At 65.5% G+C, this 2,048-nt stretch carries 1 protein-coding gene and 2 pseudogenes; 1 reads left to right on the forward strand and 2 read right to left on the reverse strand.

What is annotated here, in order from left to right:
- Together VGH54_RS20350 and VGH54_RS20355 are read right to left on the reverse strand one after the other, a co-directional pair.
- Positions 1–1,177 (reverse strand): annotated as a pseudogene (locus VGH54_RS20350) (2,4-dienoyl-CoA reductase FMN-binding domain-containing protein); the annotation flags it as partial.
- Positions 1,174–1,755: a PadR family transcriptional regulator gene (locus tag VGH54_RS20355; RefSeq protein ID WP_331513889.1), complete on the reverse strand. Its 582-nt coding sequence runs from the start codon at positions 1,753–1,755 to the stop codon at positions 1,174–1,176. The pseudogene VGH54_RS20350 and the gene VGH54_RS20355, both read right to left, overlap by 4 nt.
- A gap of 202 nt (positions 1,756–1,957) precedes the next feature.
- On the opposite strand from VGH54_RS20355, the pseudogene VGH54_RS20360 reads away from it, so the two are divergent.
- Positions 1,958–2,048: pseudogene (locus tag VGH54_RS20360) on the forward strand (ferredoxin); the annotation flags it as partial.

Raw genomic sequence — 2,048 nt, forward strand, 5'->3', positions numbered from 1 at the left:
CGTTCACCGCGGCGGCCAGCCCGGCCGGGCCGGCCCCGACAACCGCGATCGAGCGTGCGCGCCGGGTCGGCGAAAGCACCAGCTCCGTCTCGCGGCCCGCTCGCGGGTTGAGCAGACACGAGACCGTCTTCTTCACGAAAGCGTGGTCCAGACAGGCCTGATTGCAGGCGATGCAGGTGTTGATCTCGTCGTCGCGGGCGGCCTGCGCCTTGAGCACCCACTCGGGGTCCGCCAGCAGCGGTCGCGCCATCGAGATCAGCTGCACATGGGTGTCGGCCAGGATCTGTTCGGCCGCCTGCGGCATGTTGATTCGGTTGGACGCCACCACCGGGATGTTGACGTGCCCGGCGACGGCATGGCTGATGTCGACGAAGGCGTTGTTGGGTACCGACGTGACGATGGTGGGTACCCGCGCCTCGTGCCAGCCGAAGCCGGAGTTGATCATCGTCGCGCCGGCGGCTTCGATTTCGGTTGCGAGCGTGAGGATGTCGTCCCAGCTCTGACCTCCCTCGACGAAGTCGGCCATCGACATCCGGTAGCAGATGATGAAATCCGATCCGGCTGCCGCGCGTGCGCGTCGCACGATCTCGACCGGGAATCGGTGGCGCTTCTCCGCGCTGCCGCCCCACCGGTCGTTGCGCTTGTTGGTTCGCGGCGCCAAGAACTGGTTGATCAAATACCCTTCGCTGCCCATGATTTCGACGCCGTCGTAACCCGCCTCGCGGGCCAGCTGCGCGCAGCGGGCGAAGTCGTCGATCGTGCTCCGCACACCGCTCGACGAGAGCCGGCGCGGACGAAATGGGTTGATCTGCGCCTTGATCGACGATGCGCTGACCGAAAGCGGATGATAGGCATACCGCCCGGCGTGCAGGATCTGCAGCAGGATCTTGCCGCCCGCGTCGTGCACCGCGCGGGTGATGCGCCGGTGCCGGCCTACCTGCCCGGACGAGGTCAGGTCGGACGCGAACGGCAGCAGCCAGCCGGTTCGGTTGGGCGCGTAGCCGCCGGTGATGATCAGGCCGACGCCACCGTGTGCACGTTCGGCGAAATACTCGGCGAGCCGGTCGGTGTGGCGGGCACGGTCCTCCAGGCCGGTGTGCATCGAGCCCATGATCACCCGGTTGCGCAGCGTTGTGAATCCGAGATCCAACGGGGACAACAGGTTTGGATAGGTCATCGGTGCCCCTGCGTCAGGTTCTTCAGCCCGCTGGTCACTTCGTCGAGCCAGTCGATTGTGCTTTCTTCGGCGCGGATTCCACCGCGCAGCACCAGATACTGATGTAATGCGGTGCCGCGCAACGTCGTCGGATCGGGGAATTGCTTCTTCTCGAAGCCGCGGTAGGTGTCCAGCAGCTCGGCCCGCTCGGCGCGCAGCGCGGCGACCTGCGCGCGCAGCGCGGTGATATCGCCGTAGGCGGCGCCGCGCAACTTGACGGCGATTTCACGAGTGCGGTTGTCGCTGAGCGCACCACCGCGGCCGGACCCGCCTGTTCGCAGCGGCGCCGCGATCCAGCGCGCCAATTCCGCCCGGCCGGCGTCGGAGACGGTGTAGACCTTCTTGTCCGGCCGCCCGCGCTGCGCGACCACGGTCGCCGACACCCAGCCGTCGTCTTCCATCGTCCGCAACGTGCGGTAGATCTGCTGGTGGGTGGCGCTCCAGAAGTATCCGATCGAGCGATCGAACCGGTGTGTGAGCTCATAGCCGGAGCCGGACTGTTCGCATAGCGACACCAGGATCGCGTGGGGAAGTGTCACCGGCGCAGCATAAGAACACCGGACCGTCTTATGCAACTAGTTGCACTGCAGCGACGCGCATAGTGACCTGGTGCTTGCGTTGTATATGCAACGTCTAGTATCAGTAACCAAGACATCGCACCGCCGGGAAGTGCCGTCGCCATTGGGCTCAGCATCTACCGGCTCAGCCAAACAGCCAGCTGGAGACCGAGAGGAGACCTTCGTGACGTACACGATCGCCGAACCCTGCGTCGATCTCAAGGACAAGGCCTGTATCGAGGAATGTCCGGTCGACTGCATTTACGAGGGCACTC

It is taken from the genome of Mycobacterium sp. (genome assembly GCF_036488105.1).
In the GTDB taxonomy this organism is placed as follows: Bacteria; Actinomycetota; Actinomycetes; order Mycobacteriales; family Mycobacteriaceae; genus Mycobacterium.